This window comes from Brevundimonas aurantiaca (assembly GCF_904830995.1).
GTDB lineage: Bacteria > Pseudomonadota > Alphaproteobacteria > Caulobacterales > Caulobacteraceae > Brevundimonas > Brevundimonas aurantiaca.
Map to the genome: position 1 here is coordinate 1655509 of NZ_CAJGVD010000001.1, position 26511 is coordinate 1682019.

Annotated in this window: 25 protein-coding genes and 1 other RNA gene; 11 read left to right on the plus strand and 15 right to left on the minus strand. The window is 68.6% G+C overall.

The genetic code is table 11. The features are described 5' to 3' along the window. Window positions 1–2 precede the first annotated feature (2 nt). From JMT67_RS08225 to JMT67_RS08235, 3 genes are all read right to left on the minus strand, one after another. Window positions 3–653: a hypothetical protein gene (locus JMT67_RS08225; RefSeq protein ID WP_201463193.1), complete on the minus strand. Its 651-nt coding sequence runs from the start codon at window positions 651–653 to the stop codon at window positions 3–5. Window positions 654–713: 60 nt separating this feature from the next. Continuing rightward, window positions 714–1934, minus strand: a complete 1221-nt coding sequence (locus JMT67_RS08230) for an acyltransferase family protein (RefSeq protein ID WP_201463194.1) — start codon at window positions 1932–1934, stop codon at window positions 714–716. A 214-nt stretch (window positions 1935–2148) separates the two neighbouring features. Then, on the minus strand, window positions 2149–2868 hold the full coding sequence (locus JMT67_RS08235) for a c-type cytochrome (RefSeq protein WP_201463195.1): 720 nt from the start codon (window positions 2866–2868) through the stop codon (window positions 2149–2151). Window positions 2869–3024: 156 nt separating this feature from the next. Here JMT67_RS08235 and JMT67_RS08240 point away from each other — a divergent pair, with 156 nt between their 5' ends. Continuing rightward, a complete protein-coding gene (locus JMT67_RS08240; RefSeq protein ID WP_201463196.1) occupies window positions 3025–3762 on the plus strand; it encodes a 3-deoxy-manno-octulosonate cytidylyltransferase in 738 nt (245 codons plus the stop codon). A 20-nt stretch (window positions 3763–3782) separates the two neighbouring features. Here JMT67_RS08240 and nudC read toward each other — a convergent pair whose 3' ends face one another. Then, complete coding sequence (gene nudC, locus JMT67_RS08245; RefSeq protein WP_201463197.1) at window positions 3783–4703, minus strand: NAD(+) diphosphatase; 921 nt, start codon at window positions 4701–4703, stop codon at window positions 3783–3785. Window positions 4704–4750: 47 nt separating this feature from the next. Between nudC and ffs the strand changes: the two genes are divergently transcribed. Further along, window positions 4751–4846: signal recognition particle sRNA small type (gene ffs, locus JMT67_RS08250), an RNA gene on the plus strand. A gap of 309 nt (window positions 4847–5155) precedes the next feature. Then, window positions 5156–7000, plus strand: a complete 1845-nt coding sequence (locus tag JMT67_RS08255; protein WP_201463198.1) for a DNA polymerase III subunit gamma/tau — start codon at window positions 5156–5158, stop codon at window positions 6998–7000. A gap of 8 nt (window positions 7001–7008) precedes the next feature. On the opposite strand, the gene JMT67_RS08260 is transcribed toward JMT67_RS08255, so the two are convergent. From JMT67_RS08260 to dinD, 3 genes are all read right to left on the minus strand, one after another. Beyond that, complete coding sequence (locus JMT67_RS08260) at window positions 7009–8166, minus strand: acyltransferase family protein (RefSeq protein WP_201463199.1); 1158 nt, start codon at window positions 8164–8166, stop codon at window positions 7009–7011. Between the two features lie 46 nt (window positions 8167–8212). Further along, window positions 8213–8812: a GTP cyclohydrolase I FolE gene (gene folE, locus JMT67_RS08265; protein ID WP_152948939.1), complete on the minus strand. Its 600-nt coding sequence runs from the start codon at window positions 8810–8812 to the stop codon at window positions 8213–8215. A 229-nt stretch (window positions 8813–9041) separates the two neighbouring features. Continuing rightward, window positions 9042–9884 (minus strand): DNA damage-inducible protein D, encoded by an 843-nt coding sequence (gene dinD / locus JMT67_RS08270; protein WP_152948940.1) that lies wholly within the window; start codon window positions 9882–9884, stop codon window positions 9042–9044. Between the two features lie 152 nt (window positions 9885–10036). Between dinD and fliQ the strand changes: the two genes are divergently transcribed. The 4 genes from fliQ (at window position 10037) to cckA (ending at window position 14291) form a co-directional block, all read left to right on the plus strand. Beyond that, window positions 10037–10300 (plus strand): flagellar biosynthesis protein FliQ, encoded by a 264-nt coding sequence (gene fliQ, locus JMT67_RS08275; protein ID WP_054764003.1) that lies wholly within the window; start codon window positions 10037–10039, stop codon window positions 10298–10300. Between the two features lie 30 nt (window positions 10301–10330). After that, on the plus strand, window positions 10331–11113 hold the full coding sequence (gene fliR, locus JMT67_RS08280) for a flagellar biosynthetic protein FliR (RefSeq protein ID WP_201463200.1): 783 nt from the start codon (window positions 10331–10333) through the stop codon (window positions 11111–11113). Next, on the plus strand, window positions 11106–12182 hold the full coding sequence (gene flhB, locus JMT67_RS08285; protein ID WP_054764005.1) for a flagellar biosynthesis protein FlhB: 1077 nt from the start codon (window positions 11106–11108) through the stop codon (window positions 12180–12182). The genes fliR and flhB overlap by 8 nt, the downstream gene beginning before the upstream one ends. A 63-nt stretch (window positions 12183–12245) precedes the next feature. Next, window positions 12246–14291, plus strand: a complete 2046-nt coding sequence (gene cckA, locus JMT67_RS08290; protein WP_201463201.1) for a cell cycle histidine kinase CckA — start codon at window positions 12246–12248, stop codon at window positions 14289–14291. 48 nt (window positions 14292–14339) lie between these two features. On the opposite strand, the gene JMT67_RS08295 is transcribed toward cckA, so the two are convergent. The 3 genes from JMT67_RS08295 to chpT form a co-directional block, all read right to left on the minus strand. Continuing rightward, a complete protein-coding gene (locus JMT67_RS08295) occupies window positions 14340–15155 on the minus strand; it encodes a CheR family methyltransferase (RefSeq protein ID WP_201463202.1) in 816 nt (271 codons plus the stop codon). Further along, window positions 15152–15529, minus strand: a complete 378-nt coding sequence (locus JMT67_RS08300) for a response regulator (protein ID WP_182714674.1) — start codon at window positions 15527–15529, stop codon at window positions 15152–15154. Before JMT67_RS08300 ends, JMT67_RS08295 begins: the two co-directional genes overlap by 4 nt. A gap of 95 nt (window positions 15530–15624) precedes the next feature. Beyond that, window positions 15625–16302, minus strand: a complete 678-nt coding sequence (gene chpT, locus JMT67_RS08305) for a histidine phosphotransferase ChpT (RefSeq protein ID WP_201463203.1) — start codon at window positions 16300–16302, stop codon at window positions 15625–15627. Between the two features lie 108 nt (window positions 16303–16410). Here chpT and cysQ point away from each other — a divergent pair, with 108 nt between their 5' ends. Beyond that, entirely contained in the window at window positions 16411–17253 is an 843-nt protein-coding gene (cysQ, locus tag JMT67_RS08310; protein WP_201463204.1) for a 3'(2'),5'-bisphosphate nucleotidase CysQ, read from the plus strand. A 4-nt stretch (window positions 17254–17257) separates the two neighbouring features. On the opposite strand, the gene JMT67_RS08315 is transcribed toward cysQ, so the two are convergent. Beyond that, window positions 17258–18481 (minus strand): hypothetical protein, encoded by a 1224-nt coding sequence (locus tag JMT67_RS08315; protein WP_054764011.1) that lies wholly within the window; start codon window positions 18479–18481, stop codon window positions 17258–17260. A gap of 116 nt (window positions 18482–18597) precedes the next feature. Beyond that, window positions 18598–18936: a hypothetical protein gene (locus JMT67_RS08320; RefSeq protein WP_054764012.1), complete on the minus strand. Its 339-nt coding sequence runs from the start codon at window positions 18934–18936 to the stop codon at window positions 18598–18600. 212 nt (window positions 18937–19148) lie between these two features. On the opposite strand from JMT67_RS08320, the gene JMT67_RS08325 reads away from it, so the two are divergent. Together JMT67_RS08325 and JMT67_RS08330 are read left to right on the plus strand one after the other, a co-directional pair. After that, complete coding sequence (locus JMT67_RS08325) at window positions 19149–20429, plus strand: polyhydroxyalkanoate depolymerase (protein ID WP_201464014.1); 1281 nt, start codon at window positions 19149–19151, stop codon at window positions 20427–20429. Then, window positions 20395–21123, plus strand: a complete 729-nt coding sequence (locus tag JMT67_RS08330; protein ID WP_183215197.1) for a M48 family metallopeptidase — start codon at window positions 20395–20397, stop codon at window positions 21121–21123. Before JMT67_RS08325 ends, JMT67_RS08330 begins: the two co-directional genes overlap by 35 nt. Before the next feature lie 188 nt (window positions 21124–21311). On the opposite strand, the gene JMT67_RS08335 is transcribed toward JMT67_RS08330, so the two are convergent. The 3 genes from JMT67_RS08335 to JMT67_RS08345 form a co-directional block, all read right to left on the minus strand. Further along, window positions 21312–23405 (minus strand): transglycosylase domain-containing protein, encoded by a 2094-nt coding sequence (locus tag JMT67_RS08335; protein WP_201463205.1) that lies wholly within the window; start codon window positions 23403–23405, stop codon window positions 21312–21314. Between the two features lie 106 nt (window positions 23406–23511). After that, complete coding sequence (locus JMT67_RS08340) at window positions 23512–24135, minus strand: class I SAM-dependent methyltransferase (RefSeq protein ID WP_201463206.1); 624 nt, start codon at window positions 24133–24135, stop codon at window positions 23512–23514. Next, window positions 24132–25103 (minus strand): alpha/beta fold hydrolase, encoded by a 972-nt coding sequence (locus tag JMT67_RS08345; protein ID WP_201463207.1) that lies wholly within the window; start codon window positions 25101–25103, stop codon window positions 24132–24134. The genes JMT67_RS08340 and JMT67_RS08345 overlap by 4 nt, the downstream gene beginning before the upstream one ends. Window positions 25104–25212: 109 nt before the next feature. On the opposite strand from JMT67_RS08345, the gene JMT67_RS08350 reads away from it, so the two are divergent. After that, window positions 25213–26343: an aromatic ring-hydroxylating oxygenase subunit alpha gene (locus JMT67_RS08350; protein WP_201463208.1), complete on the plus strand. Its 1131-nt coding sequence runs from the start codon at window positions 25213–25215 to the stop codon at window positions 26341–26343. Window positions 26344–26511: the final 168 nt, after the last annotated feature.

Here is a 26511-nt window from a genome sequence, read left to right on the forward strand (position 1 = left end):
GGTCAGACGGCGTCCGCAGCGGGGCGGGCCTTCAAGGCTTCGCGGGTGATGATCCAGCCCGGCCCGGCGAACAGCAGGAACAGAGCCGCCGTCGCGACGAGCAGATAGGCCAGGGGCTCGCGGACCAACAGCCCCAGGGCCACCGCCGTCGCCCATCCCCCGATCGACGCCGCCAGCATCCAGCCCTTCTTCTTCAGCGTCCAGGCCACATACCAGGCGGCCGACTGGAGCGCGAAGATCATCGCCGGATAATAGAGCCAGACGGCGAAGTCCTGGTCTCGCGCCGAGCCGAAGCCGAAGACGATGACGATGGCCAGATTGGCCATGCCCGCCCCGCTGAAGGCGGCGTTCAGGGTGCGGGTGACGACGGGGCTGGCCTTGGGCCGCTTGCGGTCCTCCCGGATGGCCCAGGCCATCACCAGCAGGAAGGCGACGGTCACGCCTGTGACGAAGGCCAGGCTGATCGGCCCGGACCAGCGGATCACCCCCGCCGCCTGTCCGAGGTGAAACAGGCACTGCAGCCCGTACAGCAGGCCGCCGGCCAGATAGAGGACGCCCAAGGTCAGTGTGGCTCTCGGATCGCCCCCGCCCTGGACGATCGATCGAAGGAAGGCCAGGTCGGCTTCGGGCGAGCTGCGGGACGTGTCGTTCATCGATGATTCCTCTGCGGCTTGCGCGTCCTTCGGATGGACGCGGCGACGGGGGTTGGCAAGCTATTCGGCGGGCGACGGGGCTGAGGCGGCCGGGCGACGCCGCCACGGAACCCGGCGGCCGTTCAGCCAGCGGCCCATGAAGCTGTGGCGGATCAGCAGCTCATAGCCGGCGATCGACGCCGCCAGCGCTCCGCCGACGATCAAGGCCAGTTTGACCGGCCAGGCTAGGCTCCAGTCCTGCACCAGCACCTGACCGACCATCACCAGCGGCAGATGGACGATATAGATCCAATAGGCCGCATCGGCGAAATAGCGCCGCACCGCGCTGTGGCCCGAGCAGAACCGAACGGCCAAGGCGACCGCCGCCAGGCTGGAGGCGTAGACGGCGACCCCGAAGGCGCCCGCCGTCGCCGCCTTGATCGCCGGATCGGTGATAGGCTCCAACCTGGGATTGGGACCGCCCGCCAGAGCCAGGGCCGTCGCGCCTGCCGCCAGGGCGAGGCCGAGATGAAGCGGCCACCGCGCCGCGATCCGCTCGAGCAGGTCGCGGCGCCGGTCCAGCAGGGCGCCCAGGCCGAAGGCCAGTCCGAACCCGACCAGGGCCGGGGTGTTGGGGATCAGGCCCGCGTCGGGCGTCGGCACGCCGAAGAAGGCGACCCAGTTCGGATGCAGCCACAGGGCCAGGGCCAGGGGCGCGCCCAGGACGACGGCGCCGCCCGGCTGAACCAGCAACGCCGTCGCGCGATCCACCACCGCCCGCCCCCAGCCGCCCTGCCGGTCCAGGGCCGCGAACGGCGCCCGCACGAAGATCAGGCCGACATAGAAGATCAGCAGGACCCACAGGAACCACAGATGGGTCAACGGCAGATTGGTCCAGTCATAGGTCGGAGGCGGCGGCGCATCGGCCGCCGTCAGGCCATGTAGGCCCGCATTCCAGATCAGGACCGCGACAATGGCCGTCAGCGACGGCCCCCAGAAGACCGCCAGCGGTCCCGCAATCCGCGTCAGCCGGTTGATCCCGAACCGCACCAGCCCCCGCCGCGCCAGCATCATATGGGCGAACAGACCCGCAATCAGAAAGAAGGTCGCCATCCGAAACAGGTGAATGGCGAAGAAAAGGCCGCTGGCCCAGACCGACCGCTGATCGTCGACCACCACCCAGATCGGCGTCGGAAAGAAGGCCATGGCGCCGTGGAGCACCAAACCCAGGAGCAGGGCGGCGCCCCGTAGGGCGTCCAGGCCGTGAAGGCGCTCGCCCGTCTTGATGTCGTCTGCGGTCATGATCCTCGTCTCCCCGTTCGAGAGACGTATTGCACAGACTTGTTTGCTTTTCAAACTTGTTCGCCAAAGGCCACCTCATGGCGTTTCGACTGGGCGTTCGGGGCGACCGCCCGACCGGCGCCCTTAAGATCGACCGCTTCGTTAGAAACGAAAAACGCCCGGGATCCGAAGACGCCGGGCGAAGATCGATGAGGGCGGCCCGTCGGGCGCGCGATCAGCTGCTCGGCGGCGCCGGGCTGGTGGCGGCGGGCGGCGCGGCCGGGGTCGCCTGGGTGGTCGCCGGTTCGCCGACGGCGGGGGCCTCGCCCGTCGCCTCGGTGGCGGGGGCGCCCTCGGCGGGGGCGGCTTCACCCTCGGCGGGGGCGGCGGCGCCAGGCTGGCGGGCCGGATCGGGCGCGGGGATGGCGAAGCCGCTCGAGCCCTGGCTGCGCAGCCAGGCGATCAGATTGATCCGGGTCTGGGTGTCGCGGATGCCGGCGAAGGACATCTTGGTGCCGGGCACATAGCGGGCGGGGGCGGTGATGAAGCTGTTCAGCTGGTCATAGCCCCAGGTCGGCGCCTCGGCCTTGTGCTTGGCCATGGCGTCCGAATAGGCGAAGCCGGCGCGGTGCATGACCGGGCCGCCCACCACCCCGTACAGATTCGGGCCGATGCCGTCCGCCCCGCCCTGCGTCGCGTTGTGGCAGGCCTGGCAACGGGCGAAGGCGGCCTCGCCGGCGGCCAGGTCGGCGGTCGGCAGGACCGTGCCCCAGTCCGGCGGCAGCTCGGCCTGTTCGGCGCCGGCGACCTCATCCGGCGCATCGACGAAATAGCCCATCTTTTCCGGCGGTTCGGAATGATAGATCAGGCCCGACGCCTGTTGAACGACCAGGATGACGAAGGCCGTCCCCAGAGCCGCGCCGAAAATCTTGTTCCACTTTAGATCGCCGCTCATGCGCGTCGTCTCACCCGTCCCTAGGTTTCCCAACTTCCCCGTCTTGCGCAGAGAAGCCTTCCTTGCCGGATCACGTCTTGCACGGTAGCGCAGGGTTCGCAACCGGCGCGACGAACGCGACGGCGCCGCTCGACAAGGACAGGCCCCGCCAGACCCATGAATCCCCTGATAATGATACCGGCTCGCATGGCCGCGACCCGCCTGCCGAACAAGCCCCTGGCCGACATCGGCGGCCGGCCGATGATCGTTCGGGCCTATGAACAGGCCGCCGCCTCGGGCCTGCCGGTCGTCGTCGCCGCCGGCGATCCCGAGATCGTGGCCGTGGTCGAGGCGGCGGGCGGCCGGGCGATCCTGACCGACCCCGACCTGCCGTCCGGCTCTGACCGCATCCGGGCCGCCGTGGACGCCATAGACCCCGAGGGCGATTTCGACGCCGTGATCAACGTCCAGGGCGACATGCCCTTCGCCGATCCGGGCCTGGCGACCGCCTGCGCGGCCGTGCTGCACGGCGAGCCGGCCTGCGACATCGCCACCCTGGTCGCCGCAGAGGCCGATCCGTCGGACCGGGCCAATCCCGATGTGGTCAAGGCGGTCCTGGCCCTGAAAAGCAACGAATGGGGCGAGGCCGAGCGTCAGGGCCGCGCCCTCTATTTCACCCGTTCGACCCTGTATGGCGATGCGCCGATCTGGCGTCACATCGGCGTCTACGGCTATCGCCGCGCGGCCCTGAACCGCTTCTGCGCCGCGCCCCAGTCGCCGCTGGAGAAGCGCGAGAAGCTGGAACAGCTGCGGGCCCTGGAGATGGGGATGCAGATCTGGGCCGCCGTGATCGATGAGGCGCCCCTGTCGGTCGACAATCCCGCCGACCTGGAGGCGGCGCGGGCGCTGGCCTGAGGGCAGACAACGTCTCTACCCTACGCCTCCTCCGCCCAGGCCTTGATCAGGCTGTGGGCGATGGCGAAGGGCGGCGGGGCCTGAATGGTCGGGTGGGCGCCGGCCAGAACCGCCCTCGCCTCGGCCCGCGTCAGCCAGGCCACGCTCTCCAGCTCGGTCTGATCCGGCCGCGCCTGGTCGTCCGAGACTTCGGCGATCAGGCCGATCATCAGCTGTGACGGGAAGGGCCAGGGCTGGCTGGAGTGATAGACGGCGTCGATCACCGTCAGGCCCGCCTCTTCCTTGACCTCGCGGGCGCAGGCCTCCTCGATCGACTCGCCGGGCTCCAGGAAGCCGGCCAGGGCCGACATCCGCCCCGGCGCCCAGGCCGCCTGGCGGCCCAGCAGACAGACCGGCTCGGCCCCGCCCTTATAGACCGGCAGCATGATGGTGACCGGATCGACGCGCGGGAAATGCTCGGTCCCGCAGGCCGGGCAGCGCCGCTTCCACCCGCCCGAGGCCGTCTCGCTCAGCGTGCCGCAATTGGCGCAGAAACCGTGTTTGCGGCGCCAGTCGAACAGGCTCTTGGCCCCGCCCGCCATGGCCGCGTCCTGGGCCGGAAGAATGGCTGCGGCGGCGCGCATCTCATGAAAGGCGCCCAGCCCCCGAACCGGCCCCTCGGCCGGATCGAGCGAACCTTCGAACTCGACCGCAAAGACCGGCGCGGCCTTCCAGAGCCCCAGGAAGACGTCGCGATCCGGAACCATGTCGCGGGCGTGTTTCAGCGACAGCCAGGCCAGGCGCGGCCCGTCCGCCGTCTCCTCGACCAGGGGGCGCCCCTCCCACAGCACCATGGACTGGGCCTCCGGGTTCGCCTCCTGCTCGGCCAGCCAGTCGGGGTCGTTGCGCAGGTCGCCCGCGCGGTCGAGCGGATTGCCGGAGAAGACGTTCTGATGAGCCATGCCGCCTTGTAGCTCTTGATTCCGCCGGCCGCACCCGTCATATCCCCGCTTGGAGATCGCGGGCGAAGGCTTCGCCAACCTGGTCAGGGCCGGAAGGCAGCAGCCACAACGAATTCCCCTTCGGGTCGCGGTCTCTACTTCCTTTGTTTGTGCGCTAACACTCGCCGCGCGGCGGCTCGCTGCTTGAGCGCGTTTGGTGCGCTAACGCTTGCGACGCGGTCGCTCGCGGCTTGAGCGCGTGTGTTCGCGTCCCTCTCCCGCTTGCGGGAGAGGTGGCCGGGCGTCCGCAGAGCGGACCAGGGTCGGAGAGGGAAGTTTTCCTTCAGGACACGTGACTTCCCCCATCGTCAGGCGTGTCGCTGCGCGCCACGACCTGACACTTCCCGCGCAAGCGGGGGAAGGTCCGAAGGAAGCCCTTCGCCCCGCCGCTCACCCGCTGTAAGACTTCGCCCATGAGCGACAACGACCCGAATCTCGACGGCCCGCCCTGGGAAGAGGACGACGTCGTCGAGCGCGACGAGAACACCGACGACATGTTCGGCGCCCCCGTCCCGGCGGCCGGGCCCGTCCCTGCGCCTGCGCCGGCCGCGCCGCCGCCTGTCGCCGCCGTCAGCGAGGATCAGGCCGACGACGGCGCCGCCTATCAGGTGCTGGCGCGCAAATACCGGCCGCGCACCTTCGAGGATCTGATCGGTCAGGAGGCGATGGTGAGGACGCTCACCAACGCCTTCGCCACCGGGCGGATCGCCCACGCCTTCATGCTGACCGGGGTTCGCGGCGTCGGCAAGACGACCACCGCCCGCCTCCTGGCCCGCGCCCTGAACAATGAGACGGAGACCATCGACCGTCCGTCCCTGACCCTGACCGCCCACGGCCGGCACGACGCCGCCATCATGGCCGGCCAGCATATGGACGTGATGGAGATGGACGCGGCCTCCCACACCGGGGTCAACGACATCCGCGACATCCTGGAGAGCGTCCGCTACGCCCCCGTCGAGGCGCGCTACAAGGTCTATGTGCTGGACGAGGTCCACATGCTGTCGACGCAGGCCTTCAACGCCCTGCTGAAGACGCTGGAGGAGCCGCCGCCCCACGCCAAATTCATCTTCGCCACCACCGAGATCCGCAAGGTGCCGGTGACGATCCTGAGCCGCTGCCAGCGCTTCGACCTGCGTCGGGTCGAGCCCGAGATCCTGGTCGATCACCTGGGCCGGATCGCCGAGCGCGAGGGGATGAAGATCGAGCAGGACGCCCTGGCCCTGATCGCGCGCGCGGCCGAAGGGTCGGTGCGCGACGGCCTGTCCCTGCTGGACCAGGCCCTGGTCCAGGCCGAGCGGGGACAGGTGGTCAAGACCGAGACAGTGCGCGACATGCTGGGGTTGGCCGACCGCAGCCAGACCATCGCCCTGTTCGAGAGCGTCATGGCCGGCCGCACGCCCGAGGCCCTTGAGAGCTTCCGCACCCTTTACGGCTTCGGCGCCGATCCGGTGCAGGTGACCAATGACCTCTTGGAACACTGCCACGCCGCCTCGGTGGCCAAGATGCTGGGGCCGAACGCGACCCGACTGCCCAATGACCAGGCCCAGAAGCTGGCGGCCCTGGGCGCCGCCATTCCGGCGGCCACCCTGTCGCGCACCTGGCAGATGCTGCTGAAGGCCCTGGACGAGGTGCGGCGCGCGCCCAATCCCGCCGATGCGGTCGAGATGGCCATCGTCCGCCTGGCCTACGCCGCCGACCTGCCGGGACCGGAGGAGGCGTTAAAGCGGCTTCAGTCGGGCGAGCCCTTCGGGGGCGGATCGGCCCCGCGTGGCGGCGGCTCCGGCGGCGGGGGCGGGACCTCGGCCCAGCTGGCCGCGCGGCCGGTCATGGCCCCCGCCCTGCCCGATCCCCAGACCTTCGAACAGGTCGTGGCCCTGATCGGCGAGAAGCGCGAAGTCGGCCTGCAGATGGACGTGGAGCGGTTCGTCAAACCCGTCTCGTTCAAGCCCGGCGCCATCGTCTATGAGAGCGTTGAGGGCGCGCCGGTCGAACTGGCCCGGCGGCTGGCCGGCCGGCTGAAGGAATGGACCGGCCGCACCTGGCTGATCGCCGCCAACGGCCAGGGCGGCGGCGACACCCTTATCGAACGCCAGAGGAAGGAACGGGCCGCCGAGCGCCAGAAGATCGAGGCCGATCCCTTCATCAAGGCGGTGCTGCTGGCCTTTCCCGGCGCCCAGCTGGGCGAGATCAAGACGATCGCCCCAACCGTCGTCACGCCCGAAATCCCCGACGTCGCCGAGGATGACGACGAGGACTGACCGAGGGTTCAACCTTCCAGGGAGATGACCGGCCCGGCCTCGACCGGGGCGGACCGGCGTCCGCCGCGGCGGCGCTTCAGCCAGGCGCGGACGCGCGACTGGATCCGGTCGTCGACGGCGAAGTGGAAGGCGAAGGCGAAGGCCACGGCCGCCAGGACGCCGCAGCCCCACAGAACCCACTGGACCGGCTCGGACAGGGCGAAGCGCGTGTTCGCCGCATTGACCACGCCGAACCAGGCGATGCGAACCACCTCGTTGGAGATGAACATGGAGAAGGAGACCAGGGCCGCGGTCTCCACCAGCCTGGACGGGCGGCGCACGGGCACGGCGCCGGCGGCCAGGATGATCAGCGAGATCATCGCCAGCGAGACCAGGGCGGTCTTGCCGAAGGCCTGGGCCGCGACCAGGCCGCAGAAGGCGGCGACCCCGACCCAGCCGGCGAAGCGCGGATGGATCCACACCGACTGGGCGAACCAGGCCAGGCTCATGCCCAGGACGAACAGGGGCAGGGCCCGGATGAAGCCGTAGCCCATCGGCATCTGATAGACGGGATAGGCCAGAAGGCTCCAGCACAGCTGATTGGCGACCAGATAGCCGCCGATCCCCAGGGCCAGGGCGCTCCACGGCCCCAGCCGCGTCAGGCCGCGCAGGATCCAGGGGAAGCACAGATAGCAGCCGATCAGGGCCGAGATCGACCAGGTCGGCGCGTTCCAGCCCAGGCCGCCGTACACCCCATAGGACTGAACCAGCAGCAGCTGGGCCGGCAGCTGGTCCCAGCGGAACCATTCGGGATTGCGGGGCGCGATCCCGACCGAGGCGCTGAGCAGCACCAGGGCGACCAGAGACAGGCCCAGGATCAGATGGGCCGGGACGACCCGCAACACCCGCTTCAGGACGAAGTCGCCGTGCGACATCCGTCCACCGCCGACCGCCGCCCCATAGACCCGCATCAGCACATAGCCGGAATCGATCAGGAAGAAGTTGGTCAGCAGGAAGCCGCCGCGTTCGAACACCGGATGAACCGCCTCAGCCAGCGGGACCGGGCCGGCCGCCTGGAAGTGGTGCAGAATGATCAGGAAGGCCACAATGAAACGCAGGGCGTCGAGCCAGCCGCCCCGAGCGATCGGGGTTGTCTCATTCCGGGTCGAAATCAGGGTCCAGGGCACGGGGAAGGCCTCCTTGGCCCCCTCCCCCGCAAGAGACGGGCCGGGTTCAGCCCCGGACCAGCCTCAGGAACTCCTCGCGGGTGCGCGGATCGTCGCGGACCACGCCGATCAGATGGCTGGTCGACAGGCTGGCGCCCGGCGCATTGACCCCGCGCAGGGTCATGCAGCTGTGCTCGGCCTCGATCACCACCCCGACGCCGTGCGGCTTCAGCACCGTATTGATGGCCTCGGCGATCTCGGCGGTCATCTTCTCCTGGATCTGCAGGCGCCGGGCGAAGCCGCGCACCACCCGCGCCAGTTTGGAGATGCCCACCACCCGGTCGGTCGGCAGATAGGCCACATGGGCCCGACCCACGACCGGCAGCATATGGTGTTCGCAGAAGCTGACGAAGCGGATGTCCTTCAGCACCACCAGCTGATCATAGCCGCCCGTCTCCTCGAAGGTCTTCTCCAGATAGGACAACGGGTCGGTCTCATAGCCCGAGAACAGCTCGCGATAGCTGCGCGCCACCCGCGCCGGGGTCTCCAGGAGACCCTCGCGGTCGGGATCGTCCCCCGCCCATTCGATCAGGGTGCGCACCGCCGCCTCGGCGTCGGCCTGGGTCAGACGGGAGGCGCGGGCGGTCTTGGGGGGGACGTCGGTCATGACAGGGCCTATAGCGAGCCGAACACGAAAAGCAAAAATCCTACCCCTTACGCTGCGGCGACGCGGTCAGACGCCGGACCGGGAAAAACAGTGTCCGATGTGTCCGATGTGTCCGGAAATCGGCGGCGGGCGCGAAAAAATGTGTCCGATCTGTCCGATGTATCCAAGTTGCGCGCCGCATCTGGTCCATAGGAGCGCCTTCCGCAGAAGGTCAGGAACAGCCGTCCATCTACTCGTCGATTCGATCTGGATTCTGGAGCGACTTGCGATCGTGCGACGCCACTCTGCGCTCAACCTTCTTTATGTCTTCCGCAGCAGGCAGGGCTTCCGGCCGAATGCCGCGGTCCAAAAGGGTTTTTCGGACTGCCTTGTTGTTGGTGACATGTTCGGAAGAAATGGCGCCTTCCGTTCTCATGGCGTGGGCGCGGGCGTTGAAGATGGTGATTTCTGTCGCGAAATCCTTGGCCTTCAAGATGATGGTGGGCGCAAAATCCGCGAGGGGACGGCTGTCCGGCACCTTCCATGTCGCCTTCATCGCCTGCGTTGATCGGCCGAACAACGCGCCGTCGCCCTTGCTACGGATTAGAGCGAAGTTCTGGTTCTCGCCGGTTTGTTCATAGATAATTCCGGACAGCTCTTTCTCCGTCTGCGTCAACTTGCGGCGAGCAAGCAAACGCTCCACTTCGAGCATGCGCTGTTCCACCAACTCGGCTCGACGAGTTTGAATGGCGAAGTAGCTTTGCGCAAAAGCGATCTCAGGTTTCGCAGAATCGCCGTTCTGAGCCACCAGATAACATGCGAACCGTGTGAGCATCACGTCATCGATCTGGCGTCGCCCGCCCGACCCCAGGTCGACCATTTTGTTGACGTCAACAAAATGGTGCCCGATCTCGTGTCCCGAGAGCTCACAGGCCGTCTTGGCCTTTGACAGGACGTTCTGGAAATTCCGCCACTCGGCGTATCCGAGCAGATGTTGAACGTCTCGCCCAAGCCAATAGTCCACGCCCGCGTCCGTCTGTTGTGCGTGACCTTCGAAGGTCTCGGTCAGATGAGCGATCACCTCCCTCTTCATATCGCCCCTCCTCGATGACAGCGCGCCCCAATATCGCAACCCATGATAGAACAGACAAGAGAGGCTGGGGTTCAGGAGATCCGCCACCGTTATCTCCCCGTTAACCATCCTCCCGGCATTTTCTGCCCAGTGTTTTGCGGGAGTCTCGGCCGATGAACGGCGCGGAAGTTCTGGATGTGGGGCGTGACGCCATCTGGCTGACGATCCAGCTGTGCCTGCCGGTGCTGATCGTGGGCCTGGTGGTGGGCGTGGTGATCGGTCTGTTTCAGGCCCTGACGCAGATTCAGGAACAGACCCTGATCTATGCGCCCAAGATCATCGCCATCTTCGTCTCCCTGCTGCTGTTCCTGCCGCTGATGGGCGCCCTGTTGGGCGGCTTCATGCGCCAGATCGCCGCCCGCATCGCGGGCATGTAGGGTGGGCGGGTCCGAGACGCGGGGCGTCTGATGGACGGCTGGGCCACCGCCGACCAGGTCTGGGCCGGCGGGCTGATCTTCGCCCGGATCGGGGCGATCCTGATGGTCATGCCCGGCTTCGGCGAGGCCTATGTGCCGCCGCGCATCCGCCTGTCCCTGGCCCTGTTGATCAGCCTGGTCCTGTGGCCCGTGGTGCGGGCGGGCCTGCCCGGCCTGCCCGACGGCCTGGGCGGCATGGTCGGCTGGATCATCCGCGAGGTCGTGACCGGGCTGATGATCGGCCTTTTGCTGCGGCTGTTGATGACGGCCCTGACCACGGCGGGCGAGATCGTCTCCCTGCAGACCACCCTCAGCTTCGCCCAGACGGCCAATCCGCTGCAGGCCCAGCCGGGATCGACCATCGCCTCGTTTCTGATGCTGTTCGGGGTGACGCTGATCTTCGCCACAGACACCCACCATCTGTTCATCGCCGGCATGGTCGGCTCCTACAAGCTGATCGCCCCGGCCCAGCCGCTGATGATGAACGACTTCACCGCCATGGCGGTGCGGACCGTGGGGGACAGCTTCCTGTTGGGGGTTCAGCTGTCGGCGCCGGTTCTGGTCTTCGCCCTGATCTTCAACCTGGCCTCGGGTCTGGTGGCGCGGGTCATGCCGTCGTTTCAGGTCTATTTCGCCGCCGCGCCCCTGAGCGTGATCCTGGGTCTTTCGATCTTCGCCCTCAGCCTGGGGGCGCTGGGGACTGTCTTCATCGACCGCTATCGACGCCTGGGCGAGCTGTTCGCGGCCGGGGTGATGGGAGGCGCCGGTGGCTGAAGGCGCCGATCCCGAGTCGAAAACCGAAGAGGCGACACCCCGAAAACTTGAGGAAGCCCGCAAGAAGGGCGATGTCGCCAAGTCCCAGGACGTGGGTCAGGTGCTGGCGCTCGCCGGGGCGGCCTCGGTGATCCTGGGGGCCGGGGGCTGGTTCGCCGGGTCCATGGCCGAACAGCTCCTGCCCTTCATCGCCGCCCCGCACCAGATGCTGGGCATGCTGGATTCCGGAGCGGGGACGCAAGTGTTGGCCCGCGCCCTGTGGGCCATGACCCCGTTTCTGGGGGCCGTCATGCTGGCCACCATCATCGGCGGGGCGGGCGGGCATCTGGCCCAGTCCGGCCTGATCTTCACCGGCGAGAAGCTGAAGCCGCAGTGGTCGGCGGTGAACCCCCTGTCGGGGTTCAAACGCATCTTCGGGCCTGACGGCCTGATGCAGTTCGTCAAGACCCTGATCAAGCTGATCGCCGTATGCGTGGTGTGCTGGATGGTGCTGAAGCCCCACACGCGCGAGTTCGAGAACCTGGTGACGGTGAGCCCCCTGGCCCTGTTGCCCCTGGCGCGGGACATGGCCCTGGCCCTGTTCGTGGCGGCCATCATCCTGCTGGGAGCCACCGCCGGCGCCGACTTCATCTGGCAGAAGATGCGCTTCGCCAAGCGGATGCGGATGACCAAGGAAGAGCTGAAGGAAGACTATAAGCAGACCGAGGGCGACCCGCACGTCAAGGCCAAGCTGAAGCAGATCCGCATGCAGCGCAGCCGCCAGCGGATGATGGCCAATGTGCCCAAGGCCACGGTGATCGTGACCAACCCGACCCACTATTCGGTGGCCCTGCGCTATGAGCCGGACCAGGGGGACGGGGCGCCGGTCTGCGTCGCCAAGGGGGTGGACGCCCTGGCCCTGCGCATCCGCGAGGTGGCCAAGGAACACGACGTGCCCATCGTCGAGAACGTGCCTCTGGCGCGCGCGCTCTACGCCACCGTCGAGGTGGACGAGGTGATCCCCAAGGAGCATTTCGAGGCCGCCGCCAAGATCATCGGCTTCGTCTTCCAATCGCGAAAACGCCGGTAACGCCGCCGTAAGGCTTGCCGCCCGATTTCAGCGTATGATCAGCCTACTGATTCGCGAGGCCGCATGACGCCCAACCGCCGTCTTTCGTTCGACCTGCTCTCGGCCGTGATGGCTTTCGGGGCGGTGGCGACGGTCGCCGCCCTGGCCTATCCGGCCTTTCGGGCCAATCCGACCTCGGCGCCGGGCCTGATCCTGATCGTCACCGTGGGGCTGATCGCCCTGATCGCCCTGTTCGGTTTCCGCCGGGCCGAGACGGTCCAGCCGTCCAGCGACGTGGCGGTTGAACTGCTGGACGCCATGGCCGAGCCGGCCGCCCTGGTGTGGGAGACGGGCCAGGTCCTGGCCTTCAACGGCGCCTGGGCCGAGGCCAACGGCGCCACCACCGCCCTGCCCCGCGGCAAGTCGGCCCAGGCCCTCTATATGGCCTTCGCCCAGGCGCGGCGGGGCGAGCCGGGCCACGCCATCGTCCAGATCGGGGCGCGCGAGTTCGAGGTGGTGATCGGCCGGGCCGGCCCCGACCGGTTTCTGATGCGGGCCGCGCCCGAGGCGGTCCTGCCGCTGGCCGCCGTTCCGGCCCAGGCCCAGGGGACGAACGGCGAGGCCCGCGCCATGGCCGCCGGCGCCCCGTTCGGCTCGGCCGTCATCGCGGGTTCGGACCTGTTCGCCGGCCGGGCGGAAGAGGCCAATGCGGCCCTGGCGATCCTGACCGGACCCAACGCCGCGCGCGACGCCGCCTTCGGCCATCTGTTCGATCCGACGGGCGTGGTCGAGGCGCGGGCCAAGCTGGCGGCCGGGTCGTCCGGCCCGATCGAACTGGTGGCGCGGGCCTATCCCGACAAGATGCTGCATCTGTATGTGGCGCCCGAGGGCGAGCGCCAACGCATCTGGCTGTTCGACGTCTCGGCCCAGAAGTCGATGGAGCTGCAGCTCAGCCAGGCCCAGAAGATGCAGGCCGTGGGCCAGCTGGCGGGCGGGGTGGCGCACGACTTCAACAATCTGCTGACGGCCATCCAGCTGCAGCTGTCGGGCCTGCTGGAACGGCACCCGGTCGGCGATCCCTCCTATGAGGGGCTGAACGAGATCCGCCAGACGGCCATCCGGGCGGCGGACCTGGTGAGGAAGCTGCTGGCCTTTTCGCGCAAGTCGACGGTGCGGCGCGAACGGCTGGACCTGGGCGAGCTGGTGGGCGAGTTCGCCATACTGCTGCGCCGGCTGCTGCGCGAGGACGTGCGGCTGGAGACCGACTACGGTCGGGACCTGCCGATCGTTCTGGCCGACAAGAGCCAGCTGGAGACGGCGGTGATGAACCTGGCGGTCAACGCCCGCGACGCCATGCGCGGCGTGGTCGAACCCGGCGACGCCGTCGTGACCATCACCACCCGCCGCCTGACCGCCCAGCAGGCGCGCGAAATGGGCTGGGCCGCCGCCCCGACCGACGAGGTGGCCCTGATCGAGGTGTCCGACACCGGCCCCGGCGTGCCGCCCGAACTGGTGGACAAGATCTTCGAGCCCTTCTTCACCACCAAGGCGGTGAACGAGGGCACCGGCATGGGCCTGGCCACCGTCTACGGCATCGCCCAGCAGGCCGGGGGCCATATCTCGGTCAGCAATATCGAAGGCCCCCACGGCATGAGCATGGGCGCCGCCTTCCGCATCTTCCTGCCCGCCGCGGGCGAGGCGGAACTGGCCGAGGTCCAGCCGGTCGAGGTCAAGGTCAAGGCGCCGCGCGACCTGTCGGGCGCCGGGCGCATCCTGTTCGTCGAGGACGAGGACGCGGTGCGCGGCATCGCCGCCCGCCTGCTGCGCCAGCGCGGCTATGAGGTCATCGAGGCCGCCGACGGCGAGGAGGCCCTGATGCTGGCCGAGGAGCACGCCGGCCAGATCGACATGATGATCTCCGACGTCATCATGCCCGGCCTGGACGGCCCGTCCCTGCTGAAGAAGGCGCGCAAATATCTGGGCGACGCCCCGGTCATGTTCATCTCGGGCTATGCCGAGAGCGACTTTTCGGACCTGTTGCAGGACGAGGCGGGGGTCTCCTTCCTGCCCAAGCCGCTGGACATCAAGACCCTGGCGGAACGGGTCAAGCAGGAGCTGCACGCGGGCTGAGCCCTACCGGCGCCGGCTCAGGTCAGACGATCGGATCAGCTTATCGGATCAGGCGGCGCGGCGGACGGCGGCGGGGGTCTTCACATAGAGACCCTGACGGCCGCTGACGGGGCGGAAGGCGACCGTCTCGCCCTCCAGCCGCTCATCCAGGCCCAGGAACAGACAGCCGTCATCGACGAGGCGGCGCTCCAGCCCGTCCAGCAGCCGCGCGCGGCGCGACGGCTCCATATGGGTCAGGACGTTGCGGCAGAAGATGACGTCGAACCGCATCTCGTCCGTCGGCTCGTCCAGCAGATTGGCCCGGCCGAACCGGACGATCTCCGCCAGTTCGGGACGCACCCGCCAGTTCTCCTCGTCCGGTTCGAACCAGCGCAGCATGGCCCGCGCGTTCAGGCCGCGCTGAATCTCGAAACCGGTGTAGAGGCCCGCACGGGCCTTATCGATCGCACGCTGCGACAGGTCGGTGGCGACGATCTCGGCCGCAGCGCCGGCCGCCTTGGCCGCCATGGCGATGGACCAGGCCTCCTGCCCGGTGGAGCAGCCCGCCGACCAGAGGCTGACCCGCCCGCCGGGCCGCGCCTTGGCCAGGGCAGGCAGAAGCTCCTGTTCCAGGACGTCGAAGGGGGCGCGGTCGCGGCGGAACCAGGTTTCGGGGTTCAGCAGGGACTCGATCACCGCCCAGCCCAGGGAGGCGACCGGATGGGCCCACAGATTGGCCAGCAGGGCCTCGACATTGGCGTAGCCTTCGCGCCGCGCGATCGGCCCCAGCCGATGCTCGGCCAAATTCATGCGATCCCGCGTCAGCCTGTAGCCGGCGCGGGTGGCCAAGAGTCCCTGGAGCTTGTCGAAGTCCTCGGGAGTCATGCCGCGATCGCGCCGACCTCCGTCAGCTTGGATTGAAGGATCTCGCCGTCGAACGGCTTCATCACATAGTCGTCGGCGCCGGCCGCAAGAGCCTCCGCGATGCGTTCGGGCCGGGTTTCGATGGTGCAGAACAGCACCTTGGGCCGTCCGCCCTCAGGCAGGGCGCGCAGACGCCGCAGAAAGGTCAGCCCGTCCATCACCGGCATGTTCCAATCGACCAGGATCATGTCGGGCATGACGCCGGTGCAGTAGGACAGGGCCTCGGCCCCGTCCGCCGCCTCATCCACCTCATAGCCGAAGCCTTCGACGATCCGACGCGCCACCTTGCGGATGATGCGGCTGTCGTCGACGATCAGGCAGGTTTTGAAGTTCAAGGCGGGCTCCCAGGCGGAGACGGTCGGCCGATGTGCGTCGCTTAATATGGCAGATCGCCAGTTAACGAGTCGTTGGGAAACGCCTCCAGGGCGACCTAGTGGGGCATGCGCGCGACCAGGGCGATCCGCTCTTCCTGCACCGCCACTCGCAGGGTTCCGCCCGCCTCCTTGACCGTCAGCCACAGCCAATAGGGCTGAATCCATTGGCCCGCCAGACCCTCGGTCAGGCGCCGGCCGGTCAGGCCGACGACGGCCTCGGGCTTCAGCCGGGCCCGGGCGCCCTCGGCGAACCCTTCAAGGAAGAGGGCGCCGTGTGCGACCCGCGACTGGATCACCGCATTGCCGCCCAGGGGCAGAGCCCCGACCGTCAGATAGGCCAGGTTGGTGAGAGCCCGCGCCTGGGGCTTGGAGAACTCCTGCTCCTCGATCCGCCAGTCCAGAGAGGCGCGACCGCCCGCCGTCATGCCGACCACCAGATCGCGCAGCTCGCGCGCGGTGAACCGCTCGCTGCTGGTCGCCGCGCCGAAGGCCACCCGCGCGAAATGGACCAGGGCCACCATCTTGTTGGCGCTCTGTTCGATCAGGGCCAGGGCGTCGTCGCGCATGTCCTGGGCCGAAGGGTCCTTCATCAGATCCAGGCCCGAGACGATCGCGCCCGAGGGGCTGATGAAGTCGTGGCACAGTTTGGCGGCCACATAGGTCGCCAGCTCCGTCCCCTCGAACGGCAGGTCCAGGGCGGGCGGGGCGGCGTTTTCGGCGTCGGTCGGGATCATTGAGCCTGCATACTCTCGTCGGCGTTCAGGTCACAGTCAGGAGGCGCAAGAGAAGCTGACGTGATTTGCCGGTTCATGGAACCGGCTCAATGGTCTATCGAGCCCGCAATGACGACCTCCCCCTCCCCCGCGACCGCCGACAAGACCCTCTCGCGCGATCTGGCCTCCGGCGCCCTGGCCCTGGCGATCGCCGAGATCGCCGAAGACGCCGCCCGCCTGATCCTGCCCTATTGGCGCAGCGACACCGCCGTCGAGACCAAGTCCGACGACAGCCCCGTGACCCAGGCCGACCGCGCGGCCGAGGCCCTGATCCTGGAACGGCTCGCCGCCCTCTATCCCGGCGTCCAGACGGTGGCGGAAGAGGCCGTCGCCGAAAGCGGCGCCCCGGCCCAGGCCGAGGACTGGTTCTGGCTGATCGATCCGCTGGACGGGACCAAGGGGTTCGTGCGCGGCGGCGAAGCCTTCACCGTCAACATCGCCCTGATCCACGCCGGCCGTCCGGTCGCGGGGGTGGTCACGACGCCGGCGACGGCGACCACCTGGCGCACCGGCGCCCCCGGCCAGGGCGCCTTCCGTCGCCAGTTCGGCGAACAGCAGGAGGGCGAGGCCCATTCCGGCGCCGAATGGCGGCCGATCAAGGTGCGCGACCGGCCGGCCGAGGGGATGGCCCTGTTGAGCCACAGCGTCACCGATGAGGAGGCGGCGCGTCTCGCCGCCCGGCACGGCTGCACCCGCTGGCAGGGCACGGACTCCTCGCTGAAGTTCTGCCTGATCGCCGAGGGCCGATTCGACGCCTATCCGCGCTCGGGTCCGACCTCGGAGTGGGACACCGCAGCCGGTCAGGCCGTGCTGGAGGCCGCCGGAGGGCGCGTCCTGGCCGACGACGGCCAGCCTCTGTCCTACGGCAAGCCCCGCTTCCTGAACGGCCCCTTCGTCGCGATGGGCGGCTGAGGCTTCAAAGGCCCGACTGCAACAGCAGCAGGCCCGCGCGTTCGGCCAGGGCGGGGACGCCCATTTCGCGGGCCGTCAGGACGGCCTCGTTCAGGATCAGGTTCAGGCGGCGCGGTTCTGGGCCGCCAAGGCGCCGACGCGCCAGGGCCACACCGGCCAGGCTGATCTGGTCGGCCGCCCAATCGAGCGGGGCGGCGGCGGCCAGACGACGGCGCAGCCGATCCTCCAGCACGTCCAGGCCGGCGCGGTCTTCCATGGCTTCGACCAGGGCGATCTCGCGCGCCAGCCGGCGCTCGCGGACCAGGGCGCCGATGATCAGCCCCTGGCCCTGGGTCAGGACTTCGGCCTGGTTCAGCACCATCAGCGGCAGGGCGTCGCCGCCGGAGCGCAGAACCTGGATCGCCGCCCAGTCCAGAGGGCTGTGATCGGGGGTGAACTGGTCGGCGGCGGCTTCAAACATGGAGCGGCCCTGGTCCTGGGCCTCGGCGTGGTCGGCCAGGGTCGCCAGGGCGGACAGGCCGGCGCCGCACATGGCCAGGGCGCGGGCCCGGGTCAGGGGACGGTGATCGGGCGAGGCGCCTTCGACCAATATGCCCAGGTCGCGCCCGGCGTGGTCCAGCAGGCGGGGGTCGCGCTGAATCACCCCGGCCTCGAGCGCGAAGGCGGCCTGATCCAGACGAAGGTCCACATCCTCGCCGGACAGGTCGTGCTGGGCCGCATCCATCAGGGCGGCGGCGTCCATCAGCGCCTTCGCATCGCCGGACAGGCGGGCCTTGCGGGCCTTCAGCCGGGCGTGGGTCGCCGCCAGGTCGGCGGCGGTCTTGGATCGGCGCGGACGCCCCGCCCCCGCCACAAGGGCCAGGGCGCGGTCCAGATGAGCCGGATCGCCGCACAGGTCGAAGCGCAGCATCAACCCTTGCGCCTTGGCGCCGGCGGCGCGGGCGGCCTGGTCGTCGCCCTGGGCGTTGCGGACCAGGCTGTCGGCGCAACGGTCGGCGCGGGTCAGGCTGTCGGCCGCCCCGCTGCGGCGGGCGTGCTCGCGCCACAGGGCGGCGGCGCGGAATTCGGTGTCGAAGGGGCGGGCGCAGGAGACGCGGCCGGCGTCGGTGGCCTCGCGCCGGGCCTCGGCGGCCAGGAGATCGACTCCGATCAGTTCGACCCAGCCCAGATCCTCGCTCTCACGAGCCTGGGCGAAGAGTTTGCGAAGATCACGACCGAACTCGAACATAGGATTGAACGCCTTAAAATCCCGGATCGGGACGAAAGACGTCCCTTGCCGTCGGTCTCCTGCAAACGCAGCGCCGCCACGAACGTTCAGCCGCGCCCCAAGCCGACATTTCGGCCTCAGTTCAGGTTCGGCGTCTTGCGCCGACACCGCTGCAGGGCGGCGCGGGCGGCGGGGGCGTCGGCGCTGAGCTGGCGCACCGCCTCGATACGGGCGCGGGTCTGATCCGCCTCGGCGGCGCGGGCGGGCTTGCCGGCCGCCGTCGCCGCCTGCATGGCCGCCAGCGACCAGAAAAGGGCCGCGTCATAGAGGCTGCGGCCCTCGGCGCTTTCTCCGCCCTCCAGCTCGGACGCCGCCTGGGTCAGGCCGGCGCAACGCACCGATTCCTCATAGGAGACCAGACCCGCAGCGGGCGCCTGTTGCAGCATCAGGCCGGCGATGGTCAGCGAGACCCACATCGAATGCTCCAAGACCTTTCCGATAGACGGTTCCGAAGGGACGGCCCCGAACGTCGGCCCTATCAGATCATGTTCATGCGGCGGCGAGAAGGTCGAACTGCGCCCCATTTACACCCGTTTGCGATTAACTGACGCGAAGGGCGAAACCCTGTATGCTGCCGTGCAGCAAGAGGCCCGCCGACGCCGGTCGCGGCGCGGCCCAACGGATGGTCATGCTCTACGCCCTTCATGAACTCGCCTATCAGTCGGCCCTGCCCTGGCGCTTCGGCGCCCAGATGGCGCGCCGGTTCTGGAGCTCGCCGTTGAATCCGGCGGCGGACACGGCCCTGGCCCGCACCGCCTACGCCTCGGCCGAACTGTTCGAGAGCGTCACCCGCCGCTACGGCAAGCCCGACTGGCGGCTGGAGACCCTCGAGATCGGCGGCAAGCCGGTCCGCACGGTCGAACAGGTGATCTGGCAGAGCCCCTGGTGCCGCCTGGTCCGCTTCGCCCGGAACATCGGCGATCTGAAGCGCGCCAAAAAACCCGCGTCCGGTCCCGCCGTCCTGATCGTCGCCCCCCTGTCCGGCCATTACGCCACCCTGCTGCGCGGCACGGTCGAGGCCTTCCTTCAGGACCACGACGTCTATGTGACCGACTGGATCAACGCCCGCCAGGTTCCGGTGCTGGAAGGGCGGTTCGACTTCTTCGACTATATCGACCATGTCCGGCGGATGCTGGCCGAGATCGGCGGCCGGCCCCACGTCGTCGGGGTCTGCCAGCCCGGCCCGCCCGTCCTGGCGGCCTGTGCGATCATGGCCGAGGACGGCGACGAGAACCGCCCCGCCTCGATGACCTTCATGGGTTCGCCCATCGACGCCCGCCTGTCGCCGACCGTGACGAACCAGCTGGCGGAGGAGAAGCCCTTCACCTGGTTCAAGTCGAACATGATCCACACCGTGCCCCTGCCCTATCCGGGGTTCGGACGGCGGGTCTATCCGGGCTTCGTCCAGCTCTACAGCTTCATGTCGATGAACGAAGAGCGCCACCGCGACGCCCACTGGGACTATTTCACCAGCCTGATCGCCGGGGACGGCGACGGGGTGGAGAAGCACGAGGAATTCTACGACGAATATCTGTCGGTTCTGGACCTGACCGAGGAATTCTATCTTCAGACCATCGACATCGTCTTCCAGCAGCATCTGCTGGCGCGCGGCCTGTTGGAGCATCGCGGCCGCAGGGTCGATCTGAGCAAGATCGCCGACATCGGCCTGATGACGGTCGAGGGCGAGAAGGACGACATTTCCGGCGTCGGCCAGACCCAGGCGGCGCACGGCCTGTGCCCGAACATCCCCGAGGATCAGAGGGTGCTGTACGTCCAGCCCGGCGTGGGCCATTACGGGGTCTTCAACGGTCGTCGTTTCCGCGAGGAGATCTATCCCCGCGTTCGCGACTTCATCGCCCGGAACGAGGCCCGACTTGGCGTATCGCAACGGTCAGCGGCTGCCGCTTGACGAAGACCGGCCCGAACCCGGTTCGGGTCCGACGCTGAGACTGTCGGTCAATCCGCGCGCGCGGCGCCTGTCGGTACGGATCGACGCCCGGGCCGGCGAGGCGGTGGTGATCGCCCCGACCGAGCGCGGCCTGGTCCAGGCCGTGGCCTTCGCCCGTTCGAAAAGCGTCTGGATCGCCGAACGCCTGGCCGTGCGCCCCCGGAGCCGGCCGTTGCAGCCGGGCCAGGTCATCGCCCTGCGCGGCCGGCCCGTGCGGCTGGAGGCGACGCCCGGCGCCGGCGCGGCGCGGCTGGTCGAGGAGGGAACCGTCATCCGCTCCGGCGGCGAGGGCGAGGCCTATGCCCGTCGGGTCGAGAATCTGCTGAAGCGCGAGGCGCGCGCCACCCTGGTCGAACGCACCGAACACCATTTGCGGACCCTGGGTCAGAAGCCGGTCCAGGTGTCGATCGCCGACACCCGCTCGCGCTGGGGCTCATGCAGCCCGCACAACCGCACCATCCGCTATTCCTGGCGGGTCATCATGGCCCCGCCCCCGGTCATCGACTACCTCGCCGCCCACGAGGTCGCCCACCTGGTCCACGCCGACCACAGCCCGGCCTATTGGTCGGTGGTCGAGCGGCTGGTCGGGGACCACAGGCCCTGGCGCAAATGGCTGAAGGACTACGGCGCGGCGCTTCATGCGGTGGGGCGGTAGGCGGCGTCCCAGACCCTCTCCCGCTTGCGGGAGAGGTGGCCCGACGTTCGCGCAGCGAACCAGGGTCGGAGAGGGGAGTCTTCTTCCAAGAGGCTAGACTTCCCCCATCGTCAGCCGTCTCGCTGTGCTCGACGAGCTGACACTTCCCCCGCAAGCGGGGGAAGGTCTGTGGGGGCTTCCCCGAAGGATCAGAAGAAAAGCGGATCGCTGCGTTTCTCGGCCGGTTGGCGGCCTTCCGGCTGCTGGTCCGGCGGATCGCGCGGCGCCGGCTTGACCTTCGGCTGGTCCAGCGGCTGTTTCGGGTCCGACGGCGCGGCGACCTCCGGCTGTTCGGCATAGGGGTCGCCCTCGGCGGCCGGGTCGGTCGGCTGGATCGGCAGACCGTCCTCGCCGATGCCCGACATCAGGTCGCCGATCGGATCGGGCGCGACCCAGCCCTCGGGCATGGGCGGACCGTCGGGGATGCGCGGGGCGTTCAGGCGCGGCAGGGCCGCCTCCATGAAGCCCTTCCAGATGGCGGCGGGCGAGGAGCCGCCGGTCACGCCGCGCATGGCGGTGTTGTCGTCCTTGCCCACCCAGACGGCGGTGACGAAGCCGCCGGTGTAGCCGACGAACCAGGCGTCCTTATAGTCGGAGGTGGTGCCGGTCTTGCCCGCCAGGTCGCGCCCGGCGATGGCCGCGCTGCGCCCGGTGCCCGAGGTCATGACCCCGCGCAGCATCTGGTTCATGTAATAGAGGGGCGGATTGTTGATGGCCTGACCGCTCTGGCCGCTTGCGCGCTGATAGATGACGCGGCCCTGGGGCGTGCGGATGCGGCTGATGCCATAGGCCTCGACCCGGCGGCCGCCGTTGGCGAAGGCGTCATAGGCGGTGGCCATCTCCAGCGGCGAGACCTCGACGGCGCCCAGAGCCATGGCCGGCTCCAGACCGATCCGGCTTTCGATGCCCAGGCGCCGCGCGGCCCGGGCGACGCTGTCGCGGCCGATCTGGTCGGCGACGGAGGCCGCCACCGTATTGATTGATTGGGCCACCGCCTGGGACAGGGGCATGGGGCCGGCGAAGGTGTTGGAATAGTTCTTCGGCGACCAGTTGCCGATGGTGACCGGCTGATCGACCACCGGGGTCTGGGGCGTATAGCCGGCCTCGACCGCCGCCAGGTAGACGAAGGGTTTGAAGGCCGAACCCGCCTGACGCCGCGCCTCGACGGCGCGGTTGAATTGGCTGTCGGCATAGGAGCCGCCGCCGATCATGGCCCGCACCCGGCCGTCGCCGTCCAGGGCCACCAGGGCCGCCTGCTGCACCCCCTTGCCCTCGTCGCGGTCCAGAATGCGCCGCACCGAGCGTTCGGCCGCCGTCTGCAGGGTCAGGTCCAGGGTGGTCTCGACCACCAGATCCTCGGTCGGCTCGCCGACCAGGCCGCGGATCGACTGGTCCAGCCAGTCGATGAAATACTGGGCGTGCTGGGTCGCCAGGGTGCGCGACACGATGATGGGCTGGGTCACGGCCTGTTCGCGCTGGGCGGCGGTGATGACCCCGGCCTCCTCCATCTCGTTCAGCACGACGGTGGCGCGGTTGGCGGCCCGCTCGCTCTCTGACACCGGCGAATAGCGCGAGGGCGCCTTCAGCAGGCCGGCCAGAAGCGCGGCCTCGCCGACCGTCAGATCCTTGGCCGACTTGTCGAAATAGCGTTGCGACGCCGCCTCGATCCCATAGGCGCCGGCGCCGAAATAGACCCGGTTCAGATAGAGGGCCAGGATCTCCTTCTTGGAGAATTTCATCTCCAGCCAGACCGCCAGCATCAGTTCCTGCACCTTGCGGCGCATGTTCTGGTCCGGCGTCAGAAACAGGTTCTTGGCCAGCTGCTGCGTCAGGGTGGAGCCGCCTTGGACCACCCGGCCGGCGCGCATATTGGTGGCCATGGCCCGCATCATGCCGATGGGGTCGAAACCGGGGTGGTGATAGAAGCGCCGGTCCTCGATGGCGATGAAGGCGGCCGGCACATAGTCGGGCAGGCTGTCCAGATCGGCCGGCGGCGCCATCTGGGTGCCGCGCGTCGCGATCAGGGCGCCGTTGCGGTCCAGATAGGTGATCGAGGGCTGACGATCGACATTATACAGGGTCGAGGTGTCGGGCAGGCCGCGCGCAAACACCGCGAAGAAGACCACCAGGAAGATCAGCCCCCAGACCGCCAGCACCACGCCCCAATAGAGCGCCCTTTGCAACGGCGTGCGGGCGGGCCTGTCGCCGCCCTGTTGTCCGCCCCCGAACCCTGGACCCGCCATGACTTTCCTTCAGATGCCGCGCTGAGGCGGATTAGCTCATACCGACGTGTACCGCGTATGAACCGCCGCCGAAACGGCTCCGCTGACTTCACACCAGCGTGAGCGGCTATTTCGCCGAAAGAATGGCGCGGCGAGCCAGCCAGACGCCGGTCCCGGCGCCGTCGGCCTCCATAGAAAGACCGGCGTCCGCCAGCAGGGCGCGATAGGCGGCGGGGTCCAGACTGCCGTGATACAGGGGTTCGCCGCGCCATTCGCCGAGGGTCTCGCCATGGGCGGGACCGCTGGTGAACATCAGCCGCCCGCCGGGCCCCACCTGGTTCGCCAGGGCGGGCAGAACCCGCAACTGATCTTCAGGCGTCAGATGAAAGAGGCTGTGCCAGGCCAGGACGCCGTCGAACAGGTCGTCCGGCGGCGGGTCGCGCATGTCGGCGGTCTCCCAGACGCCGGCCGGCAGGGTTTTCCGCGCATGGGCGATCAGGGCCGACGAGGAATCTCGCCCCACGACCCTGAAACCCCGCGCCAGAAGGGCCGCGCCGATCGGCCAGCCCGAACCGCAGCCGACGTCGAGAAGGCGGGCGTTCGACGGCAGGTCGGCGACGAACCGGTCCAGCCATTCGGCCTCGTTCGGACCGTTCGGTCCCGCATAGAGGGACGGGCCGCGGTCGGCGATCCAGCCCTCGGCCCCATCCTGATAGAGACCGACCACTCGGTCCGCCGCAGGATGGCTCATTGCGCCAGAAAGGCGTCCAGCGCGCCGTAGAAGACCTGGGGCTGGTCGAACATGATGAAGTGGGCGCTGTCGTCGATCCGCTTCAGGGTCACGCCCGGCAGGCCGGCGTAGGACATCTGATAGACGGCGTCGGTGATCTGGGGCGTCATGCGCGGGTCGTTGAACTTGACGTAGACGACCTCGGTCGGGGCCGTGATCTTGGCCAGTTCGGGGCGCAGGTCGGTCGCCACCAGTTCGCGGAAGGCGGCGGCCGAGACCTTCTGATCGCTGGTCCGCATGTCCTCCAGCGCCTCTTCACGGCGGCTTTCGGTATTGATCATGCCGTTGATGGAGGCGGTCGCCTGGGCCACATAGGCCTCGCGCGGGCTGTTGGCCTGGGCGACCCAGATCTGGTCCGCGACCGGTTTGACGCTGTCGGCCGTGGTTCCGGGCGGGCCGAACATGGCGCCCATGAAGGGGATCATGTCCACCACCATAAGACGGCCGACGCTGTCGGGATGGCGCGCGGCCAGCATCAGGCCGATGGTTCCGCCCATCGAATGGCCGACGACGGCGGGCTTGGGCAGATTGTTCTCGCGGATATAGCGGGCGATTTCGTCGGCGACCGGTGCGGCGACGGGGGTCGGGGCGTCCCCGGTTTGGGCGTTGCCTTCGGCCGGGGCGCCGGCGAAGCCCTGGACATGGATGCGGTGAACGCGCCAGCCGACGCCGTCCTGGGCCGTCAGATGATCCACCGTCCCCTGCCAGATTTCCGGCGAAGAGCTGAGGCCGGGGATCAGGATGATGTCGCGCCCGTCCATGTCGCCGTCGATGCGGACGTGGATGCGGTCGGAGGCGAAGTCCGCATGGTGGTGGCCGTGCGCCGAGCCGTGCTCGGAATGGGTCCCGTGGCTGTTCTGGGCTTCGGCCTGGGCCTGAACCGTGGTGGCGGCGAAAAGGGCCGCAGCGAAACTCAAGGCGCGAAACATGGCGAAACTCCCCTGTGAAGCCATCCTTATGACGTCTTCACTTTGCATTGTAAAGTTCTCTGAGGGCTTCGTGAGGACAGACCCCGCGTCCCTCTGTTATGAGGCGCGCATGAAGCCCGCAGACGCCGCTCCCGTCCAGCCCCCTCAAGCCGAAGCCGCCCCGTCCAAGAGCGGCGCCCAGCCGTTCGGCAAGGGATTCGTCGCCGACGCCTGGTATTTCGTCGCCCTGTCGCGCGACGTCGCCCCGGCCGGGCTGAAACGCTATGAGATCATGGGCGAACCCGTCCTGATCGGCCGCACCCGCGCGGGGGCCGTCTATGGGATGCGCGACATCTGCCCCCACCGCGCCGCCCCCCTGTCGGCCGGGAAGCTGGTGGAGAAGCCCGGCGAGGGCGAGACGATCGAATGCCCCTATCACGGCTGGCGCTTCCGGCCCGACGGGGTCTGCGCCGCCATTCCGTCCCTGGTCGAGGATCAGGCGTTCGAGGCGAACCGCATCAAGGTGCGGTCCTATCCGGTGCGCGAGAGCCAAGGCATGGTCTTCGTCTGGATGGCCTCGGACGCCCGCAATCCGTCAGAACCGGACCATGAGCCCCCCGTCTTCCCCGGCGTCGTCGGATCCGGCCCGAAACTGGTCGAATGGATGGAGTTCGACAGCCATATCGACCACGCCGTCGTCGGCCTGATGGACCCGGCCCACGGCCCCTATGTCCACCAGCAATGGTGGTGGCGGTCCGAACATTCGATGCACGAAAAGGCCAAGGCCTTCGCACCCGTAGACTTCGGCTGGGCCATGGTGCGCCACGCCCCCTCGTCGAACAGCCGCCTCTACAAGATCCTGGGCGGCGCCCCTGCGACCGAGATCACCTTCCGCCTGCCCGGCTATCGCTGGGAGCATATCCAGGTGGGCGAGAAACAGGTCCTGGCCCTGACCTGCCTGACCCCGATCAGCGACACCAAGACCCGCATCACCCAGATCTTCTGGTCCGACCACTGGGTCTTCGACCTGGCCAAGCCCTTCCTGCGGATGGGGGTGGTCGCCTTCCTGAAACAGGACGGCGGCATGGTGAACCTGCAAAACGAGGGCCTGCGCTACGACCCCGCCCTGATCTGGATCGACGACGCCGATAAACAGGCCAAATGGTACCAGCAGCTCAAGCGCGAATGGACCAGGAGCCGCGCAGAGGGGCGGGCGTTCGCCAATCCGATCCAGCCCGTGACGCTTCGGTGGAAGAGCTGACACAAAACGACCCTCTCCCGCTTGCGGGAGAGGTGGCCCGGCGTCCGCGCAGCGGACCAGGGTCGGAGAGGGAAGTCTTGCTTAAAGCAAGAAGACTTCCCCCATCGTCAGCCGTCTCGCTCTGCTCGACGAGCTGACACTTCCCCCGCGAGCGGGGGAAGGTCCGGA

Excerpts from the sequence above, each read along its gene's own strand:
- JMT67_RS08225 (WP_201463193.1), bottom strand. The coding sequence starts at position 653 with ATGAACGACACGTCCCGCAGCTCGCCCGAAGCCGACCTGGCCTTCCTT.
- JMT67_RS08230 (WP_201463194.1), bottom strand. The coding sequence starts at position 1,934 with ATGACCGCAGACGACATCAAGACGGGCGAGCGCCTTCACGGCCTGGAC.
- JMT67_RS08235 (WP_201463195.1), bottom strand. The coding sequence starts at position 2,868 with ATGAGCGGCGATCTAAAGTGGAACAAGATTTTCGGCGCGGCTCTGGGG.
- JMT67_RS08240 (WP_201463196.1), top strand. The coding sequence starts at position 3,025 with ATGAATCCCCTGATAATGATACCGGCTCGCATGGCCGCGACCCGCCTG.
- nudC (WP_201463197.1), bottom strand. The coding sequence starts at position 4,703 with ATGGCTCATCAGAACGTCTTCTCCGGCAATCCGCTCGACCGCGCGGGC.
- JMT67_RS08255 (WP_201463198.1), top strand. The coding sequence starts at position 5,156 with ATGAGCGACAACGACCCGAATCTCGACGGCCCGCCCTGGGAAGAGGAC.
- folE (WP_152948939.1), bottom strand. The coding sequence starts at position 8,812 with ATGACCGACGTCCCCCCCAAGACCGCCCGCGCCTCCCGTCTGACCCAG.
- dinD (WP_152948940.1), bottom strand. The coding sequence starts at position 9,884 with ATGAAGAGGGAGGTGATCGCTCATCTGACCGAGACCTTCGAAGGTCAC.
- fliQ (WP_054764003.1), top strand. The coding sequence starts at position 10,037 with ATGAACGGCGCGGAAGTTCTGGATGTGGGGCGTGACGCCATCTGGCTG.
- fliR (WP_201463200.1), top strand. The coding sequence starts at position 10,331 with ATGGACGGCTGGGCCACCGCCGACCAGGTCTGGGCCGGCGGGCTGATC.
- cckA (WP_201463201.1), top strand. The coding sequence starts at position 12,246 with ATGACGCCCAACCGCCGTCTTTCGTTCGACCTGCTCTCGGCCGTGATG.
- JMT67_RS08295 (WP_201463202.1), bottom strand. The coding sequence starts at position 15,155 with ATGACTCCCGAGGACTTCGACAAGCTCCAGGGACTCTTGGCCACCCGC.
- chpT (WP_201463203.1), bottom strand. The coding sequence starts at position 16,302 with ATGATCCCGACCGACGCCGAAAACGCCGCCCCGCCCGCCCTGGACCTG.
- cysQ (WP_201463204.1), top strand. The coding sequence starts at position 16,411 with ATGACGACCTCCCCCTCCCCCGCGACCGCCGACAAGACCCTCTCGCGC.
- JMT67_RS08315 (WP_054764011.1), bottom strand. The coding sequence starts at position 18,481 with ATGTTCGAGTTCGGTCGTGATCTTCGCAAACTCTTCGCCCAGGCTCGT.
- JMT67_RS08320 (WP_054764012.1), bottom strand. The coding sequence starts at position 18,936 with ATGTGGGTCTCGCTGACCATCGCCGGCCTGATGCTGCAACAGGCGCCC.
- JMT67_RS08325 (WP_201464014.1), top strand. The coding sequence starts at position 19,149 with ATGCTCTACGCCCTTCATGAACTCGCCTATCAGTCGGCCCTGCCCTGG.
- JMT67_RS08335 (WP_201463205.1), bottom strand. The coding sequence starts at position 23,405 with ATGGCGGGTCCAGGGTTCGGGGGCGGACAACAGGGCGGCGACAGGCCC.
- JMT67_RS08340 (WP_201463206.1), bottom strand. The coding sequence starts at position 24,135 with ATGAGCCATCCTGCGGCGGACCGAGTGGTCGGTCTCTATCAGGATGGG.
- JMT67_RS08345 (WP_201463207.1), bottom strand. The coding sequence starts at position 25,103 with ATGTTTCGCGCCTTGAGTTTCGCTGCGGCCCTTTTCGCCGCCACCACG.
- JMT67_RS08350 (WP_201463208.1), top strand. The coding sequence starts at position 25,213 with ATGAAGCCCGCAGACGCCGCTCCCGTCCAGCCCCCTCAAGCCGAAGCC.